We start from the raw sequence: 19243 nt of genomic DNA, 5'->3' as shown, positions 1-19243 counted from the left end.
AATGTTTTCTGAACGTTGAAAACGGTGTTCTCCCTGTTTTCAACAGTCGTGAGCCCTTCGCCAAAAAAAAGACGAGAAGCGCTGTCAGGCTTCCCTAAAACGCGTAGAGGGTAAACGTTACGAATCTGAGCATCGGCCGGGAGCGCCGCGGCTCTGATGATGTGCCTAAAATAAAAGTAGTTTCTGAAGCTAGAGGTTGGCGGGCATCTGATGCCCGCTTTTTTTTGCCTGCCGTTTACGCTAAGCGTGTTTTGGCATCCGCGATAGCACGGGCAACCTGACCGGGCGAAACCCCACCCTGCGCATTACGCTTATCCAGACAGGATTTTAGGGCCAGAACAGGATAGACATCGTCCTCTATCACGCTACTAAACTGCTTTAACTGCGCCAGCGTCAGCGCTTCCAGCGCAACGCCCTGTTTTATCGCTTCAACGACCGTTTCACCGACAATGTGGTGAGCCTCACGGAACGGCACGCCTTTGGCAACGAGGTAGTCAGCCAGCTCGGTTGAGTTAGCGTAGCCCTGCTCTGCCGCTTCCTGGCAGCGAGGACGTTTCACCTGCAGGCCATCCAGGACAAGAACCGACATGTGCAGGCAGTCCAGCCAGGTATCCAGCGCGTCGAACAGCCCTTCTTTGTCTTCCTGCATGTCTTTGTTGTAGGCGAGCGGCAGACCTTTCAGCGTCATCATCATTCCGGTTAACGCGCCCTGTACACGGCCACACTTGCCGCGAATCAGCTCCAGCGCATCCGGGTTTTTCTTCTGTGGCATCAGGGATGAACCCGAGGTGACTTTATCTGAGAGTTCGATAAAGCCGGCTTCGCCTGTGTTAAAGAAAATCATGTCTTCAGCAAAGCGCGACAGATGTACCATACCGATTGACGCATCCGAGAGCAGTTCCAGAACATGGTCACGATCGGACACGGTGTCCAGGCTGTTACGCGTGGCAGAAGCAAAACCTAACCAGCCAGCCAGCTGCTCACGATCGATGTCATACGCCGTTCCTGCCAGCGCGCCACAACCCAGTGGGCTAACATCAAGACGCTTCAACGTATCCTGCAAACGGCTTTCATCGCGCGCCAGCATTTCAACATAGGCGAGGCACCAATGCGCAAAGGTCACCGGCTGCGCCCGCTGCAAATGCGTATAGCCCGGCATCACCGCGTCCTGGTTCACTTCGGCGGTGGCGACCAGCGCCTGCTGCAGCTCACGTGTGGCCCCCAGCAGTGCGGCGACCTGCTCCTTACACCACAGCTTCAGGTCGGTGGCTACCTGGTCATTACGGCTACGGCCGGTGTGCAGTTTTTTGCCCAGCGCGCCGACTTTCTCGATCAACTGGCCTTCAACCCAGCTGTGAATATCTTCGGCATCACTTTGCAGAATTTGCTCAGGATTGGCACGAACCTCTTCCAGCAATGCATTCAATGCGGCTTCCAGCTGCTGCTGCTCATCACCGGTCAGAACATTTACCGTCACCAGCGCTTTGGACCAGGCCACTGAGCCAATGATGTCCTGCTCAGCCAGGCGGTAATCAAAACGCAGCGAGTCGTTGAACTGTTTGAAACGTTGATCTGCTGCCTGGGTAAAGCGTCCACCCCAAAGTGCCATGTGAATCTCCTTCAAGTCGTTAAACCAGGGGCGGCCTGAAAGCCGCCCCTGAGGTCATACTGAGAGGCGAGGCGATCCTCGCCTGCGATTACTTCTTCTGCTCGTTCAATGCACGAATACGTGAAGAGAGTGAGAACAGACGGATAAAGCCGCCGGCATGACGATGATCGTAAACTTCGTCTTCGCCGAAGGTTGCAAACTCTTCGGAATACAGGCTGTTGGCTGAACGCTTCTGCGTCGCCGTGGCCTGGCCTTTGTAGAGTTGCAGGACCACTTCACCGTTGACTTCTTCTGCCAGCGACTCTGCCGCCGCCTGGATAGACTTACGCAGCGGTGCAAACCAGCGACCATCGTAAACCACATAGGACATTTCATGGCCCAGCTGCTCACGCCATTTGAAGCTGTCGCGATCCAGAACCAGTTGCTCAACCGCACGCAGTGCGTTAACCATGATGGTGCCGCCGGGAGTTTCGTAACAGCCGCGTGATTTAATGCCCACCAGACGGTTTTCAACGATATCGATACGACCTACGCCGTGTTTAGCACCCAGCACGTTCAACTTTTCCAGACACTGGAACGGGCTCAGTTTCTCGCCGTTCACCGCGACAACGCGCCCTTTTTCAACGGTTACCGTCACGTCTTCAGGCTGATCCGGGGCTTCCAGCGGATCAACGGTCCAGACCCAGCAATCTTTATTCGGCGCATTAGACGGGCTCTCCAGCACGCCGCCTTCGGTAGAAATATGCCAGGCGTTTTCATCACGGCTGTAGATTTTTTCCAGCGAAGCGGTGGTCGGGATATTGCGCTCTTTCAGATAATCCAGCAGCGCTTCACGTGAACGCAGGTTCCATTCGCGCCATGGCGCAACCACTTTCAGCTGGGGTGCCAGCGCGGTGTAAGTGGTTTCAAAACGTACCTGGTCATTCCCTTTACCGGTCGCACCGTGGCACAGGGCATCAGCACCGACTTTCAGCGCCAGCTCAACCTGCGCTTTAGCGATGATAGGACGCGCCATGGAGGTGCCCAGTAGGTAAGTTCCTTCATACAGCGCACCGGTCTGCAGCACCGGATAAACGTAGTCGCTGATAAACTCTTCACGCAGATCAACCACGTGGCATTCTGATGCACCCGACTGCAGCGCTTTCTTCTCAACGCCTTCCAGATCGCTACGTTCCTGGCCGATATCAGCCACAAACGCGACCACTTCACAGCCGCCATAGTTTTCTTTCAGCCAGGGAATAATGGCGGAAGTATCCAGACCACCAGAGTAAGCCAGAACGATTTTTTTGATGTTTTGCGTTTGCATTTCGTAATCCTTGAATCTGAGACGTTAAGCGAGAATCCGGGTGCCAATGGACACACCGTTAAAAAGGTCGGGCAGTTGCTCGGCATGACGCCAGCTGGCGATATCAACCGGGCGGCCCAGCGTGCGCGCAGCATCCAGCGCTGCGTTCACTTTCACAATCATGCCATCGGTGATGATGCCCTGCGCAATCAACTGTTCAGCTTTGTCAGCCGTCATCTCTGCAATGCGCTGGCCTTTGCCATCGAGAATGCCACTGACATCCGATAACAAGACTAAATCAGCACCCAGCGTTGATGCCAGCGCCGTGGCGGCCTGATCCGCATTGACGTTCATTAACTGGCCGTCATCGGTAATGCCAATTGAGCTGACAACAGGCATATAACCCGCCGCAAGCAATGTATTGACCAACGCGGGATTACCCGGCGTGGCGTGGCCCACATGACCGAGTGCTTCATCCAGCTGCGTGACATTAACCAGGCCTGCATCGCCCAGGCAAAGGCCTACCGCGTGAATGCCATATTTTTTCGCCCAGGCCAGCAGGGTTTTGTTCGCGGTACCCGCCAGTGCGCCGGTAATAATGTCGATCTGGTCGGCAGGCGTAACGCGTAAGCCGTTCTTTTTCTGCACCGGCAGCGCCAGTTTTTTCATCAGTTCATCGACCAGACAGCCGCCGCCGTGAACGACGATCAACGGGCGCTGATGCGCGGAGCGATAGGCCAGCAGCGCGTCAAATAAACGGGCCAGCGCTTCTTCGCTGTCTAACAGCACACCGCCCAGCTTGATAATCAATGGATTGGTCATGGTTTACTCGTCCGTTAAATCAGTGACTGCGTTTCAGGGAAACCGAAACGAATATTAAGGCACTGCACCGCCTGGGAGGCCGCGCCTTTGAGCAGGTTATCTTCTGCAGCCACCACAATCAGGTGTTCGCCCTGAACGGCGAACCCGATATCGCAGTAGGGTAGCCCGACAACCGCTTTCAGAGCCGGCACGCCCTGTTCGTACACGCGTACCAGCGGCTTATCGTGGTAGGCGTTATGAAAAGCTTCAGCAACATCATCACGGCTTACGCCGGCCTTCAGGCGGCAGGTAACGGTCGCCAGAATCCCACGCGGAAAACTGCCCAGGTGCGGGGTGAAAATCACCGGCGTTCCCAGGTGCGCCACAATCTCAGGATGATGACGATGATTAAAAATACCGTAAGGTTGCAGGCTGACTTCGCAGAAGCTGGTGCCGACATTCGCTTTGCGCCCCGCCCCACTCACGCCGCTGGTGGCGTTAATTACCGGCCACTGCGCGTCATTCAGCAAACCCGCATCTAACACGGGCTTCAACGCCAGCTGGGAGGCAGTGGGATAGCAGCCCGGTACGGCCACCAGCTGTGCTTCTTTAATTTTTTCCTGCTGGAACTCAGCAAGACCGTAAACGGCTTTATCCAGCCAGTCACCGTGCTGATGCGTAAAGCCATAAAACTGGGTGTAAAAATCGCCATCGTTGACGCGAAACGCGCCTGACAGATCGAACACCACACAACCGGCTTTTAGAAATTCAGGGGCCAGGTCATGGCTGACTTCGTGGGCGGTCGCCAGAAACACCACATCCACTTTGTCTGCCCATTCGGCGGCATCACTCAACGGCTGCAGCGGCAAATCCACCACGCCTTTCAGCTGTGGATGAAGATCGGACAGGCGCTTGCCCGCATCGGGACTTTGCGCAGATACCGCCAAAGCGGTTATGTTGATATGTGGATGGCGATTAAGGAAGGTGGCAAGCTCTACGCCAGCGTAACCACTGGCACCAACGATCAGCGTATTCAACATCAGGCTGTATACCTTTATTACAGTCACACGTTCCGGGTCGCGGCCTTGCCCCGTTGCCCACGATGTCGTTTGCAGCGATTTAAGGTTCACATGCACACGACGTTAATGTATTTTTATTCACTATTAATGCATGAATATTGATACATCCTAACTCAAGGACCGTCAACAGTGAAGACAAAATTACCGCCTTTTATCGAACTATACCGCCAGTTGATCGCTACGCCGTCAATCAGCGCAACCGATGCCGCACTCGATCAGAGCAATGAAACTTTAATCAATTTACTGGCTGGCTGGTTCCGCGACCTGGGTTTTGCTGTGGAAGTACAGCCCGTACCCGGAACACGTCATAAATTTAATATGCTGGCGCGCACCGGAAACGGCGCGGGCGGCCTGCTGCTTGCCGGGCATACCGATACCGTTCCGTTCGATGATGGTCGCTGGACTCGCGATCCCTTTACCCTGACCGAACATGACAACAAGCTGTACGGTCTGGGCACCGCCGATATGAAAGGCTTCTTTGCGTTTATTCTGGACACGCTACGTGATGTGGATGTGACAACCCTGAGTAAGCCGCTGTACATTTTGGCGACCGCCGATGAAGAAACCACGATGGCAGGTGCGAAATATTTTGCAGAGTCCACCCAGCTTCGCCCCGACTGCGCCATTATTGGCGAACCGACCTCGCTAAAGCCGGTGCGGGCGCACAAAGGCCATATATCTAATGCGATTCGCATTCAGGGACAATCGGGCCACTCCAGCGATCCCGGACGCGGCGTCAATGCCATTGAGCTAATGCATGAGTCGATTACCGAACTCATGCAGTTGCGTAACACACTCAAATCACGTTACCACCACGATGGCTTTGCCATCCCCTATCCGACCATGAACTTTGGTCATATTCACGGCGGCGATGCGGCAAACCGTATCTGTGCCTGCTGCGAATTGCATATGGATATCCGGCCCCTGCCGGGCCTTACGCTGAGCGATCTCGACGGGCTGCTAAATGAAGCACTGGCACCGGTAAGCGAACGCTGGCCGGGACGGATCACCATTGAAGAACTGCATCCACCGATTCCCGGCTACGAGTGCCCCGCTGATCATGAACTGGTTAAAGTGGTAGAAACGCTGCTGGGGATTCAGACGGAAGTGGTGAATTACTGCACTGAAGCACCTTTTATTCAGCAACTCTGCCCAACCCTGGTACTGGGCCCAGGATCGATCAATCAGGCGCACCAGCCAGACGAGTTTATCGATACCGCATTTATTAAGCCTACCCGTGCGCTGATAAGCCAGGTTGTGCAGCATTTCTGTCACTAATTATCATTAATCGGGGCATTTCACTGAATTAACAGCAAAATGCCCCGCCATTCTGCGGGATTTGATAATAAGAATAACTTATCCCGCTTCTCCCCTATCAAATTCCATGAATTTCCAGCAGTTAGCTGCATGTTTCCTTCACTTTAAGTCAATTGACGAACGGATGATTACGTGGCTAGATAAAAGACGATGTTATACCTACGGGGCAATCATCCCACTTTATTCAGCTTGCGACAGGCAGCAACTGAAGAACCTCGGGCAGTACCGAGAGGACAACGTTGCTGGCTTTTGTGCTGCCTGAAAAGACCGGGTATAGAGGTTTATCAAGACGATAAGGGTGTCAGGGTCACATGAACGAACAATATTCCGCAATGCGAAGTAATGTCAGTATGCTCGGCAAACTGCTCGGGGATACGATTAAGGATGCGCTGGGAGAGAACATCCTGGACCAGGTGGAAACCATCCGTAAGCTGTCTAAATCATCCCGTGCTGGCAATGACACGCATCGTAAGGCGTTGCTGAATACGCTGCAGAACCTGTCAAATGACGAGTTGTTGCCCGTCGCACGTGCTTTCAGTCAGTTCCTGAACCTCACTAACGTGGCTGAACAGTATCAAACCATTTCCCGTAGCGGCGATGGCGCGAATCATCCCGAGTTGTTAAAAAAGACCTTCGAAACGCTCAAACAAAACAATCTTAGTGAAAGTGCTATTCACGCGGCGATTGAATCCCTGTCGCTGGAACTGGTGTTGACCGCCCATCCCACAGAAATTACGCGTCGTACGCTGATTCATAAACTGGGCGAAGTTAACAGCTGTCTTGAACAGCTCGATCACAGCGATATTTCTGACTACGAGCGTAACCAGATTATGCGCCGCCTGCGCCAACTGGTCGCTCAGGCCTGGCATACGGATGAGATCCGTAAATACCGTCCTACGCCCGTGGATGAAGCCAAATGGGGCTTTGCCGTCGTTGAAAACAGCCTGTGGGAAGGCGTACCTGCGTTTCTGCGTGAGCTGAATGAACAGGTAGAAGAGACGTTTGGCATTAAGCTGCCGGTCGATTTCGTTCCGGTGCAGTTTACCTCCTGGATGGGCGGTGACCGTGACGGCAACCCCAATGTCACGGCCTCCATCACCCGCCACGTCATGCAGCTCAGCCGCTGGAAAGCCACCGACCTGTTCCTGCGTGACATTGGCGTACTGATTTCAGAACTGTCGATGTCTGAATGCAGTCAGGAAGTGGCCGATCTCAGTGGCGATCCTGAAGCGCTCGAACCTTATCGCGTGATTTTGAAGCGTCTGCGCAGCCAGCTAATGAGCACGCAGGCTTATCTGGAACGTCGCCTCAAAGGCGAACGTTTACCACGTCCGGCTGACCTACTGGTCTCTAACGCTCAGCTTTGGGACCCGCTGTATGCGATCTATCAATCCCTGCAGCAGTGTGGCATGAGCATCATTGCCAACGGCCAACTGCTGGATACGCTGCGCCGCGTCAAATGCTTCGGCGTGCCGCTGGTCCGCATTGATGTTCGTCAGGAAAGCACCCGTCACACCGAAGCCATTGCAGAGATTACCCGCTACCTTGGGCTGGGCGATTATGAGAGCTGGTCAGAAGCCGACAAGCAAGCGTTCCTCATCCGCGAGCTGAACTCTAAGCGCCCTTTACTGCCGCGCAGCTGGGAACCGAGCGATGAAACCCGCGAAGTGCTGGAAACCTGCAAAGTGGTAGCGGAAGCGCCTCAGGGCTCTATCGCCGCCTATGTGATTTCGATGGCAAAAACGCCGTCGGATGTGCTGGCCGTCCACCTGTTACTGAAAGAAGCCGGTATACCTTTTGCGATGCCGGTTGCACCGCTGTTTGAAACGCTTGATGACCTCAACAATGCCAACGATGTGATGAGCAAGTTGCTCAACATTGACTGGTATCGCGGCTTTATTCAGGGCAAACAGATGGTCATGATTGGCTATTCCGACTCGGCGAAAGATGCCGGCGTCATGGCGGCCAGTTGGGCGCAGTATCAGGCGCAGGATGCGCTGATTAAAACCTGCGAAAAAGCCGGAGTGTCACTGACCTTGTTCCACGGACGTGGCGGTACTATCGGTCGCGGCGGCGCGCCGGCACATGCTGCGCTGCTGTCTCAGCCGCCAGGCAGCCTGAAGGGCGGCCTGCGCGTTACCGAGCAGGGCGAAATGATCCGCTTTAAATACGGTTTACCGGAAGTGACTATCGCCAGCCTGTCGCTCTATACCGGTGCGATACTGGAAGCTAACCTGATGCCACCGCCGGAACCTAAACCGGAATGGCGCAGTATTATGAATCAGCTTTCTGCGGATTCCTGTGCGATGTACCGGGGCTACGTGCGCGAAAACGCCGACTTTGTGCCCTACTTCCGTTCAGCCACCCCAGAGCAGGAACTGGGCAAGCTGCCACTGGGTTCACGCCCGGCCAAACGCCGTCCTACCGGCGGTGTGGAATCCCTGCGCGCCATTCCCTGGATCTTCGCCTGGACCCAAAACCGTCTGATGCTCCCGGCATGGCTGGGTGCAGGTGCGGCGCTGCAGCAGGCGATGCTGGCAGGCCATCAGGATCAGCTCGAAGCGATGTGTCGCGACTGGCCGTTTTTCTCAACCCGCCTCGGTATGCTGGAGATGGTGTTCTCTAAAGCAGACCTGTGGCTGGCGGAATATTACGACCAACGGCTAGTGGATAAATCCTTGTGGCCATTAGGTCAACAGCTGCGTGACCAGCTGGATGCCGATATCAAAGCCGTGCTGACCATCGCCAACGATTCACACCTGATGGCGGATCAGCCGTGGATTGCCGAATCCATTGCCCTGCGCAACGTGTATACCGATCCCCTGAACGTACTGCAGGCTGAACTGCTTCACCGTTCACGTGCTCAAGAAGCCCGCGGTGACGAACCGGATGCGCGCGTCGAACAGGCGCTGATGGTGACGATTGCCGGTGTCGCTGCTGGCATGCGTAACACGGGTTAAGTCCATTCTCGTCAGGACGGTCCGCTCAGCCTGTGCGGCCGTCCTTAACCCACCCGCGCTCGGGTGAGTTTGCCCGTCTCAAATACGCACCCTCTGATGATTGCCTGCTGTTTTATCTAATGTTTTACCCCTTCACCCACAGCGTCCTTAAGACCATTTCATCTGGTCAAGTGCATTACCTCAGAAATTATTACAGTTTGATTACAGTTAGCCTATAAACCTTATGCCTTTGTGGTCGTTACTCTTTATACGGGTCAAAAATCACCCGGATTGATCGTTAAAAAGCCACACACTGATTCACAAACCACACTGACAGAAGGCAGTGAGGCCTTCGTGCTTATCATTAACATCAGGGTAACAGTATGAATAACATCAGAATAGGAATACGGCTCGTGGCGGCTTTTGGCTTCATGGGTATGCTTGTCATTTTCATGGTCCTGATCGGTATTACCAAAACACGTTCTCTGGCCGACGCTAACAGTGAGATCGCCGGGGGCCTTTACGCCAAGGCATCCGAATCGGCCATGCTGTCATTTTATGCGCAAGATATGAGTCGTCTGGCGCGCATTGCCGTACTCCAGCCGGATCCGGCAAAAACAGAAAAAGCGCTTAACAGCTATCAGCAGGTCAGAAGCCAGGCCGACAGCCTGATGCAGGTGCTGGATAAAGAGGTTGCCTCCGTCACTGGCAGACAACTTTTTTCCAACATCCAGTCTCACGCGGCGCTTTTTCTGCCGCTAATGGATAAGGTCGTTGCACTTGCTCAGCAAGGTAAAAAAGAGGAGGCCGACCAGCTGTTACAGGCCTCGGGAGACAACATTCAAACGGGCTATATAGCCTCCCTTCAGGCATTAAAAGATCACCAGGAAGCGCGGATGCAGGTTGCAGAGCAAACTTCCCATAGCGATCGAACCAATGCGTTGCGTTTACTGGCGGGCGCCGGTGCCGTTGCGCTATTTCTGGCGGGATTGTCTGCCTGGCTTATTACGCGCAGCATCACCCGGCCCCTTAATCAGGCCCTGATTGCCGCACAGCGCGTGGCAAAAGGTGACCTCAGCGAGCCTGTGCAGGTCACTCACACCGATGAAACCGGCAAACTGCTGGTGGCAATCCGGGAGATGCAGGAGGCACTGGTTCAAACGGTCAGCCTGGTGAGATCCAATGCGGAAAGCGTCGCCTCTGCCAGTAGTCAGATAGCGCAGGGAAATGCCGACCTGTCACAGAGAACCGAAGAGCAGGCCAGCGCGCTGGAGCAGACGGCAGCCACCATGACGCAGCTTGGCATGACGGTGAAAAATAACGCCAGCAATGCGCAGCAGGCCAGTCAGCTTGCGGTCAATGTGCGTAATGTCGCCAACGAAGGCAATGATGCCACGGCAGCGATTACCAGCACGATGCGCACCATTAAAGACAGCTCAGGGAAAATCGCCGACATCACCGCCGTTATTGACAGTATTGCCTTCCAGACCAATATTCTCGCGCTGAACGCAGCAGTAGAAGCCGCGCGCGCGGGCGAACACGGTAAAGGTTTTGCGGTGGTTGCCAGCGAGGTCAGAACCCTGGCGCAACGTAGCAGCACGGCCGCAGGTGAAATTCGCCAGTTAATTGACGCCAACGCCCGCAGCGTGGGGCAAGGTGACGAACTGGTTGCACATGCCACCGCGACGATGCAGAGCATCGTCACGGCTGTAGGTCACCTGAGTGATACCGTTGAGGAAATTACCTCAGCCAGCGCCGAGCAGGCCAGAGGCGTAGAACAGGTGGGCATCGCGGTAACCGAGATGGACAGCGCCACACAGCAAAACGCCGCATTAGTGGAAGAATCCGCCTCGGCCGCGAACAGCCTCCGGGAACAGGCACGACAGCTGCTGCAGGCGGTCTCAGTCTTTCGCTTTAATAACACGACACAGCAGGTGCATAGCGTACCGACGCTCAAAAACCCCTCGCGAGTGAAACCGGCTCAACCCTTGACCCATGAAGGCTGGACACATTTTTAATGCGTGGCACATCAGGCTGCTGTCAGCCCTGTATATGCAATGGATGAGACATTCAGAACCGACGCGGACACGTCGGTTTTTTTATGGCCATCTTCAGGCGGCAATTCCCGGACGCACACCTAAGGTATGACAAATGGCATAGCTCATTTCTGCCCGGTTCAGAGTATAGAAATGAAAATCTTTTACGCCCTCACGCGACAGGATTTTCACCATGTCCATGGCGATGTTCGCCCCCACCATTTTGCGCGTTTCAGGATCCTCATCCAGCCCTGCAAACATGGCATTCATCCAGCCCGGAACGCGTACATTGGTCAGGGCGGCAAAACGCTGCAGCTGTTTGAAATTTGATACCGGCAAAATGCCCGGCACGATCTCAACATCAATGCCGGTGGAAACGCAGCGATCACGAAAACGCAGATAGCTTTCAACATCAAAGAAGAACTGGGTAATGGCACGGTTAGCGCCAGCATCAATTTTACGTTTCAGGTTAATCAGGTCAGCCTGGGCACTTTTTGCTTCGGGGTGGACTTCCGGATAGGCCGCGACGGAGATATCGAAGTCACCGACCTCTTTAAGCAGCGAAACGAGATCGCTGCCGTACATTTCCGGCTTACCGCTATTGGGTGGCAGATCGCCACGCAGCGCCACGATATGGCGAATACCGTTATTCCAGTAATCCTGTGCAATGGCTTGCAGCTCATCCCGGGTAGCGTCAATACAGGTCAGATGCGGCGCAGCTTCGAGCCCCGTACGTTCTTTAATGCCTTTAATGATGCTGTGTGTGCGGTCACGCTCACCCGAGTTCGCCCCGTAGGTTACAGAGACAAAACTGGGCTTCAGGCTGCTCAGACGATGGATGGAGTTCCACAGCGTTTCTTCCATTTCACTGGTGCGCGGCGGGAAAAACTCAAAAGAGACACTAATTCGCCCGTTTAGCTCTGCCAGGCTCTGATTGAGCGCCTCGCGCTGATTGGCATGAAAGAAACTCATCCTGCTACCTCCGCCCACATCGGTTATCTGTTAACCTGTAAACACCTATACGTTTAGACGTCCAGACACTCAAAGTGAACCATTTTCCCGCAAGCGTCAACTGATAAATCATCCCAGGAAGTGACAAATATTCAGTCGATGTGAAAGGGCTTTTTATATGAGGATGTTAGGGCAGGACAGGCGCCGAAGCGCCTGGAGAAAAGCAACGTCAGAGGAGTCGGGCAAGGCGATTAATATCAGACTGGATAGCGCCGGCGGTAACGTCCCGGCCTGCACCAGGTCCGCGGATCACCAGCGGATTATCGCGATACCAACGGCTGTCGATGGCAAACACGTTGTCACAAGGCAGTAAGGCGGCCAGAGGATGCTCCGGACGTACCGCTTCGACGCCAACACGTGCTTTGCCGTTAGCATCGAAGCGCGCAACATAGCGCAGCACCAGCCCCATCTCCTGCGCGGCTTCAAGCCGTTGCAGCATCTGCTCATTAAGCTCGTCGCCATTCTCGAAAAAGTGATCTATTGATTCATCTTCGCAGCTCTGCGGCACCAGCGACTCGACGCGCACCTGATCCGGCTCGATGTTATAGCCTGCTTCACGTGCCAGAATCACCAGTTTGCGCATCACGTCCTGACCCGACAGATCGACGCGAGGATCCGGTTCCGTCAATCCCTGCTGCCACGCCTGATCCACCAGCTCGGTAAAGGGCACCGTGCCATCAAATTGCAGAAACAGCCAGGACAGCGTTCCGGAGAAAATACCGCTGATCGACAAAATCGTGTCGCCGCTTTCCCGTAAATCGCGCACCGTATGGTTTATCGGCAGACCTGCGCCCACGGTGGCGTTATACAACCAGTGGCGGCCGGTTTTTTCAAAGGCATCCCGAATCTCGCGCCAGGTTTGCGTATCCGATGCTCCCGCCACTTTATTGGCGCTGATGACATGAAACCCATGGCTGGCAAAATCAAGATATTGCTGTGCCAGCGGCTTACTGGCCGTCACATCCAGCACAACCAGATCATCGTAAGGGTGCGCACGCATCCACAGAAACAGCGACTCTTCATCGCGCGCTTCCGCTTCATCGTCAAAGAATGCCAGTGCGCGACTGGCGTCCAGACCTTCATAGCTCAGCAGGCTGCGTTGGCTGTCCACCACGCCCGCTAGCACAAACTCGAAACCGGTGCGCGCCGACAACGTTTCCTGCTCGCGGGCAAACAACTCCAGCCAGCGAGAACCGATGTTGCCCTTGCCAAACAACATCAGGCCAATGCGCTTTTCTGCCCGAAACAGGGAACTGTGCAACCCCTGAATGAGATGCTGAGTAGGGCCAACGCGCAGCACCGCAACCACGCTAATGTGCTCTGGCGACTGGCTGATAAATTCGACCGGCTGATCTTTTAGCTGCTGCCAGAAACGGTGCGTGTGCAACGGGTTGCGCGTGACGCCAGCGCCAACCAGCGCGACCAGCGCTAAACCTTCACGTAACTGCAAATGTCCAGGTAAGCCGGCGTCCTGCAATAAAGTAAAGGCACTGTTCACCACTTCAGAGGTGTAGCACAGTTGCAGCAGCTGACGATCGGGATGAATGCCCATCGCCAGCGGACGCATCTGCGCGCGCGTCAGCAGCTGGTCGATCTCTTTTTGAAACAGCGTAAAATCGTGCTGCTCAGGAAGTTGGATCTCTACCAGGCACACGTCGTCGTGGCTGGTGACGATGCGGGCGCCCGTACCGGACGCGAGGACGCGCTCGATACGGGTAGAGCCCTGTTCCGGCTGATAGCTGCAGCGTAACTGCAAATCAATATCGCTGCCCGAGACCGGCTGTAAGGTGCGGGTATGCAGTACCGGGGCTGCCAGACGCGCCAGCTCACTGGCCTCATCCAGGCGCAGCAAGGGCAGCAGACAGGCATCAGAGACTTTGCGGGGATCGGCACTGTAAACGCCCGCCACATCGCTCCAGATCGTCACACGTCCCACACCTGCCAGCGCACCAATCTGCGTGGCAGAGTAGTCAGAACCGTTACGCCCCAGCAGTACCGTTTCGCCCGCGTCATTGCCGCAGATAAAGCCGGTTACCACGATGCGTTTATGCGGATGCTGGGCCAGCAGCGTTTGTAACAACGGCCAGGATTTGCCTTCATCTACCTGCGGCTGGGCGGCCCGTTCCGCGCGCAGAAAATCGCGTGCATCCAGCCAGCAGGCATGAAGATCCTGCTGGTTCAGCACCGCTGACATTAAACGTGCAGACCAGATCTCACCATGGCCCACCACTTCCGCATAGACCGCTTCTGTGACGTCACCATCCAGTAACGCCGCCAGTTTTTCGAGGTCGCGAATAAAGGCAGTAATTAAGGGTTCGGCTATTTCGGCAGGTAACAGTGCACTGATGAGCTCACTCTGATAGCGACGTAATGTCTGCTGCACCTGATGTGCGGACAGTCGGTCGCTCTGGCTCAGCTTCAGCCAGCTAATCAGCTGATTGGTCGTCGAGCCCGCGGCCGATACGACCATCATGTCACCTGGCTGGCTGTAATCCGCCATAATGCTGGCGACACGCTGGTAGCAGCGTGCATCTGCAAGGCTGCTGCCACCAAACTTGTGGAGCTGTCTGTTGTTTGGCGTTCCTGCGCCAGCTGAACTCGTCATCATCAATCCTCGGCTGCGATCCGGAATGCATTATCCAAATCGGCAATTAAATCTTCGTGGTCTTCAATACCTACTGAAATACGTAGCAATGTTTCAGAGATGCCTGCTGCGGCCCGGGCCTCTGCAGACATACCTGCATGGGTCATGGTCGCCGTGTGTGAAATCAAGCTTTCAACGCCGCCCAACGATTCCGCCAACGTGAACAACTCAAGCGCTTTGAGGAAACGGCGCAACCGGGCTTCATCGCCGTCCAGCTCAAAACTGAGCATGGCACCGAATCCACGCTGCTGGCGTGCAGCGAATTCATGTCCCGCGTTTTCCGGCAGTGAAGGATGATACAACGTTTTCACCAGCGGCTGTTGCTTGAGATAATCAACAATGGCTAACGCATTACGTTGCGCAGCGGCCATACGTGGGCCCAGCGTGCGCATTCCGCGCAGCAGCAGATAGCTGTCAAAAGCGGAGCCGGTGACCCCAATATTATTGGCCCACCAGGCTAAATCGGTCGCCGCCTGCGGATCTTTAGCAATCACGGCACCGGCTACCACGTCAGAGTGGCCATTCAGGTATTTGGTACAGGAGTGAATGACCAGATCCGCACCCAGTGCCAGAGGATTTTGCAGTGCCGGACTCATAAAGGTGTTGTCCACGACGCTCACGGCGCCCGCCGCACGCGCCGCTGCGCAAATGGCGGCGATATCCACCACGCGCAATAGCGGGTTACTGGGGCTTTCAACCAGCACCAGTTTAGGCTTCTCATCCAGTGCCGCCTGCAGCGCAGCTTTATCACCCTGATCGACAAACTTCACCCGGTAAGCGCCCCGCTTACTCAGACTGTCGAACAGCCGATAGCTGCCGCCATAACAGTCGTGCGGCGCAACCAGCAGATCGCCAGGCTTCAGGAACACGGTTGTCACCAGATGAATCGCGGACATGCCGGTATTGGTTAGCACCGCTCCCGCTCCGCCTTCCAGCTCTGCCAGGGCACGCTGCACCACATCACGCGTGGGGTTACCACGACGGGAATAGTCATGCGCACGGGGCTCATTGAAATCATGGAAGTTATAGGTGCTGGAAAGGTGGATGGGCGGGACAACGCAGCCGTATTGCTCGTCGTCATTCAAACCGCTGCGCACTGCGATGGTTGCCTGTTTACGCGTCATAGGGCTAACTGTTCCTGAAGTATGAAATAATTTGCCAACAGGATATCATCTTGCTTTTAGACGTCAATACATCTGGACATCCAAATGTCTTTGCGTATAGATTGAGCATCGTCGCAATAACCGCTAAAATTATGCGCCCATACCTGGCGTTCAACTCCATTAGCACTGTGCGTTGAACGAAGAAACCCGCCAGAGAAGGGGTCAGGTAGAAGAAAATCAGGCATAATCGGCTGATTTCGTAACTTTTAACTTTTATTGATTAAGGTATCCCATGGCTGAATGGAACGGCGAATATATCAGCCCGTACGCTGAGCACGGCAAAAAGAGCGAACAGGTTAAAAAAATCACGGTATCAATTCCGTTAAGCGTGCTGAAAATTCTGACAGACGAACGGACACGTCGTCAGGTTAACAACCTGCGCCACGCGACAAACAGTGAACTCCTGTGCGAAGCCTTCTTGCATGCTTTTACCGGACAACCGTTACCTAATGATGTCGACCTGCGTAAAGAACGTAACGACGAAATACCGGAAGCCGCGAAAAAAATTATGCGTGACATGGGCATCGACCCGGATACCTGGGAATACTGATTTTCAGACATAAAAAAACCCAGCCTGAGCTGGGTTTTTCTTGCCGCCGAACAGATGTTCGAATGCCGTTTCTTATTTTTTGGTGCCTGGCACGCTGAAACGCTTGTTGAAGCGGTCAACGCGGCCACCAGTTGCAACTTCACGCTGCTTACCGGTGTAGAACGGGTGGCACTTACCACAAACGTCCAGGTTCAGTTCGTGAGTCAGCGTAGAGCGAGTGTGAATCACGTTACCGCAAGTACAGTTGATGGTAACTGCTTCGTATTTTGGGTGAATACCTTGTTTCATGGGAAACCTCATATAAGGCCGTGTCGCTCTCCGCGCCAGGACGTGAACCTGCGCAGCACCACACGCGATTGAACATTAATGGTGAACTCCGGCAAGGTCTTTCTTACCGAAGGCGGCATATTATACAGGCTAATGTTTAATGCTGCAAATGTCGCCTGAGATACACGCCGTGTGCGTCAGCGTGTACACTAACCGCCCTGCTAGATGAACCGGAAAGAGACTGTTATGCCCGTTGTTCAGGTTGCCCTGCCCGTTCCCCTTCCTCGCCTGTTTGACTACCTGCCTCCTGTCGGCGTGCAGCCGGTCATTGGCGGTCGGGTGATCGTGCCTTTTGGTAACCGAAAAATGACCGGTATCGTGGTGGCATTACCTGACACCAGCGACCTGCCCGCGACCCAGCTCAAACAGGTGATATCGGTACTGGACAGCGAGTCGCTCTTTCCCCCGTCTCTGTGGCGCATTCTCCACTGGGCGGCGAACTACTATCATTCACCTCTCGGCGAGGTACTGAGCCATGCGCTACCGGTGCTGCTCAGACAAGGTAAACCTGCCCAGGATAATCCCTTATGGCGTTGGGAAATTACCGAGCAGGGCCGGGCTACTGCCCCCGAGAGCCTGAAGCGGGCCCCCAAACAGCAGCAAGGGCTTGCAACGCTGCGACAGCGGCCGCTTTATCGTCATGAAGTCACTGAGCACGATCTCACCGATGCCGCCATGCAGGCGCTGCGTGCCAAAGGGTTATGCGAATTACATGAGCATCAGCCACACAGGCATGACTGGCGCAGCAGCTTCGCGGTCAAAGGTGAACGCCTGCGCCTCAATACCGATCAGGCGACGGCAGTCGGGGCGATGCGCAGTGAAGATGAGCATTATGCGGCCTGGCTACTGGCGGGAATTACCGGATCAGGCAAGACTGAAGTTTATCTCAGCGTGCTGGAAAACGTCCTGGCCAGAGGAAAACAGGCCCTGGTGCTGGTGCCCGAAATCGGCCTGACGCCACAAACCATTGCCCGTTTCCGCGAACGTTTTGATGCGCCGGTTGATGTGCTGCACTCAGCGCTGAATGACAGCGAACGCCTTTCTGTCTGGCTACGGGCGCGCAGAGGAGAGAATGCCATCATCATCGGCACTCGCTCGGCCCTGTTTACCCCTATGGCGCGTCCGGGCGTCATTATTATCGACGAAGAGCACGACAGTTCTTATAAGCAGCAGGAAGGCTGGCGCTATCAGGCTCGCGATCTGGCCGTGTTTCGCGCCCATGAAGAGAATATTCCTGTCATCATGGGTTCCGCGACCCCGGCGCTGGAAAGCCTGCACAACGTGCGTAACGGCAAATACCGTCAGCTCGACCTGATGAAACGAGCGGGTAACGCTAAACCCGCTCTGCAGCAGCTAATCGATTTGAAAGGCGTACAGCTGACAGGCGGCCTGGCGCCTGCCCTGATCTTCAAAATGCGCCAGCATCTGAAAGCAGATAACCAGGTGTTGCTGTTCCTGAACCGCCGTGGTTTTTCACCTGCGCTGCTCTGCCACGACTGCGGCTGGATTGCCGAATGCCAGCGCTGCGATCGCTATTACACTCTGCATCAACATCATCGTCAGTTGCGCTGCCACCATTGTGACAGCCAGCGGCCGCTGCCCAACCAGTGTCCACAATGTGGTTCAACTCACCTGTTACCGGTGGGCGTAGGGACGGAACAGCTTGAGCAGCAGCTAGGCACGTTATTTCCCGGTGTGCCGGTCTCGCGCATCGACCGGGATACCACTAGCCGCAAAGGCGCGCTGGAGCAGCATCTGGCGGATGTCCATCGCGGCGGCGCGCGTATTCTTGTGGGAACCCAGATGCTGGCAAAAGGGCATCATTTTCCTGATGTGACGCTGGTGTCACTGCTGGACGTCGACGGTGCCTTGTTTTCCGCTGACTTCCGTGCCGCAGAACGCTTCGCTCAGCTTTATACTCAGGTTGCCGGCCGCGCCGGTCGGGCCGGTAAGCAAGGCGAAGTCTTGCTGCAAACACACCATCCTGAGCATCCGCTTCTGCAAACGCTGCTCCACCAGGGCTACTTCGCTTTTGCCCATCAAACGCTGTTGGAGCGCCAGTCGGTTTTTCTCCCTCCGTGGACACATCATGCGCTGTTTCGTGCGGAGGACATGGACAACCATCAGGCTGCAGAATTTCTGCAACAGCTGCGTAATATGCTGGAAGCCAGCCCGCTTAACGACACGGCAATGTGGTTCATGGGGCCACTGCCTGCTCTGCAGCCAAAGCGGAGCGGTCGCTGGCGCTGGCAGTTGCTGGTGCAGCATCCGTCACGCAAACGTCTGCAACAACTGCTGAGTAGTTCGTTACCGCTGACTGGCACTTTACCGGCCTCGCGCAAGGTAAAGTGGACGCTGGACGTGGATCCTACCGAAAGCTAGGCCCGGGCAGGTTGTGAGAGGGATCGAAAAACGTCGCATAAGTCACAATTTTTATGCAAATTAAGTAACGGCCCGGCATCGCAATCGATAACAATGGTGC

General features: G+C 55.1%; 13 protein-coding genes. 5 read left to right on the top strand and 8 right to left on the bottom strand.

Going from position 1 to position 19243, the window contains the following annotated elements:
- Positions 1 to 235: 235 nt before the first annotated feature.
- From argH to argC, 4 genes are all read right to left on the bottom strand, one after another.
- On the bottom strand, positions 236 to 1609 hold the full coding sequence (argH, locus tag P9J57_RS00980; protein ID WP_014594873.1) for an argininosuccinate lyase: 1374 nt from the start codon (positions 1607 to 1609) through the stop codon (positions 236 to 238).
- Positions 1610 to 1697: 88 nt separating this feature from the next.
- Complete coding sequence (locus P9J57_RS00975; RefSeq protein WP_013027678.1) at positions 1698 to 2915, bottom strand: argininosuccinate synthase; 1218 nt, start codon at positions 2913 to 2915, stop codon at positions 1698 to 1700.
- 24 nt (positions 2916 to 2939) lie between these two features.
- Positions 2940 to 3716 (bottom strand): acetylglutamate kinase, encoded by a 777-nt coding sequence (gene argB, locus P9J57_RS00970; RefSeq protein WP_013027679.1) that lies wholly within the window; start codon positions 3714 to 3716, stop codon positions 2940 to 2942.
- 14 nt (positions 3717 to 3730) lie between these two features.
- Positions 3731 to 4735, bottom strand: coding sequence for an N-acetyl-gamma-glutamyl-phosphate reductase (gene argC / locus P9J57_RS00965; RefSeq protein ID WP_014594874.1), 1005 nt, complete (start codon positions 4733 to 4735; stop codon positions 3731 to 3733).
- Between the two features lie 168 nt (positions 4736 to 4903).
- On the opposite strand from argC, the gene argE reads away from it, so the two are divergent.
- The 3 genes from argE (at position 4904) to P9J57_RS00950 (ending at position 11048) form a co-directional block, all read left to right on the top strand.
- On the top strand, positions 4904 to 6052 hold the full coding sequence (gene argE, locus P9J57_RS00960) for an acetylornithine deacetylase (protein WP_013027681.1): 1149 nt from the start codon (positions 4904 to 4906) through the stop codon (positions 6050 to 6052).
- Positions 6053 to 6402: 350 nt separating this feature from the next.
- A complete protein-coding gene (ppc, locus tag P9J57_RS00955) occupies positions 6403 to 9051 on the top strand; it encodes a phosphoenolpyruvate carboxylase (RefSeq protein ID WP_013027682.1) in 2649 nt (882 codons plus the stop codon).
- Positions 9052 to 9413: 362 nt separating this feature from the next.
- A complete protein-coding gene (locus P9J57_RS00950; RefSeq protein ID WP_014594876.1) occupies positions 9414 to 11048 on the top strand; it encodes a methyl-accepting chemotaxis protein in 1635 nt (544 codons plus the stop codon).
- A gap of 93 nt (positions 11049 to 11141) precedes the next feature.
- Here the strand turns inward: P9J57_RS00950 and metF are convergent, their stop codons facing one another.
- The 3 genes from metF to metB form a co-directional block, all read right to left on the bottom strand.
- Complete coding sequence (gene metF / locus P9J57_RS00945; RefSeq protein WP_014604771.1) at positions 11142 to 12038, bottom strand: methylenetetrahydrofolate reductase; 897 nt, start codon at positions 12036 to 12038, stop codon at positions 11142 to 11144.
- A 208-nt stretch (positions 12039 to 12246) separates the two neighbouring features.
- Positions 12247 to 14682 (bottom strand): bifunctional aspartate kinase/homoserine dehydrogenase II, encoded by a 2436-nt coding sequence (locus tag P9J57_RS00940; protein ID WP_015699320.1) that lies wholly within the window; start codon positions 14680 to 14682, stop codon positions 12247 to 12249.
- 2 nt (positions 14683 to 14684) lie between these two features.
- Positions 14685 to 15845: a cystathionine gamma-synthase gene (gene metB, locus P9J57_RS00935; RefSeq protein WP_013027686.1), complete on the bottom strand. Its 1161-nt coding sequence runs from the start codon at positions 15843 to 15845 to the stop codon at positions 14685 to 14687.
- A 271-nt stretch (positions 15846 to 16116) separates the two neighbouring features.
- Here metB and metJ point away from each other — a divergent pair, with 271 nt between their 5' ends.
- Positions 16117 to 16434: a met regulon transcriptional regulator MetJ gene (gene metJ / locus P9J57_RS00930; RefSeq protein WP_013027687.1), complete on the top strand. Its 318-nt coding sequence runs from the start codon at positions 16117 to 16119 to the stop codon at positions 16432 to 16434.
- Between the two features lie 72 nt (positions 16435 to 16506).
- Here metJ and rpmE read toward each other — a convergent pair whose 3' ends face one another.
- Complete coding sequence (gene rpmE, locus P9J57_RS00925) at positions 16507 to 16722, bottom strand: 50S ribosomal protein L31 (RefSeq protein WP_006121308.1); 216 nt, start codon at positions 16720 to 16722, stop codon at positions 16507 to 16509.
- A gap of 225 nt (positions 16723 to 16947) precedes the next feature.
- Here rpmE and priA point away from each other — a divergent pair, with 225 nt between their 5' ends.
- Positions 16948 to 19143, top strand: coding sequence for a primosomal protein N' (priA, locus tag P9J57_RS00920; protein WP_483279367.1), 2196 nt, complete (start codon positions 16948 to 16950; stop codon positions 19141 to 19143).
- The last annotated feature ends 100 nt before the right edge of the window (positions 19144 to 19243 follow it).

Source organism: Pantoea sp. nfd-35 (genome assembly GCF_056892255.1).
This window is presented reverse-complemented; position numbering and strand designations above follow the sequence as displayed.